This window comes from Telluria sp. AZSoR62 (genome assembly GCF_058111565.1).
The window spans coordinates 1-234 of the sequence record NZ_JBYTST010000629.1 but is presented as its reverse complement, the minus strand read 5'-3'; the positions used below and the strand labels follow the sequence as shown (position 1 = coordinate 234).

General features: G+C 67.5%; 1 protein-coding gene. It reads right to left on the bottom strand.

All coding sequences use genetic code 11. The annotated features are described in order from the left end of the window. Positions 1–57: 57 nt before the first annotated feature. Entirely contained in the window at positions 58–183 is a 126-nt protein-coding gene (locus tag AC3XQU_RS24975; RefSeq protein WP_489876775.1) for a hypothetical protein, read from the bottom strand. Between the last annotated feature and the right edge of the window lie 51 nt (positions 184–234).

Sequence of the window (234 nt, the reverse complement as noted above, 5' to 3'; positions counted from 1 at the left end):
CGGTCCGTATATCGCTCAAACATTTCGCCACCCTCCCGGCTGCCGCCTACCCTGATGCTACGTCGCCGAAGGCCCACATGCGGGCCTTCGGACGGCAAGGACCACCGTCAACTCCTCGCCTGCACGGTCAGCCTCGGCGACGGCGAAGGACACGGCCTGCAGCGACTCCTCTGATCTGTCCACGCCGACCACGACTCCGTGGCGGCCCGTGTCCGGCGTTGGCGGGATGACAGC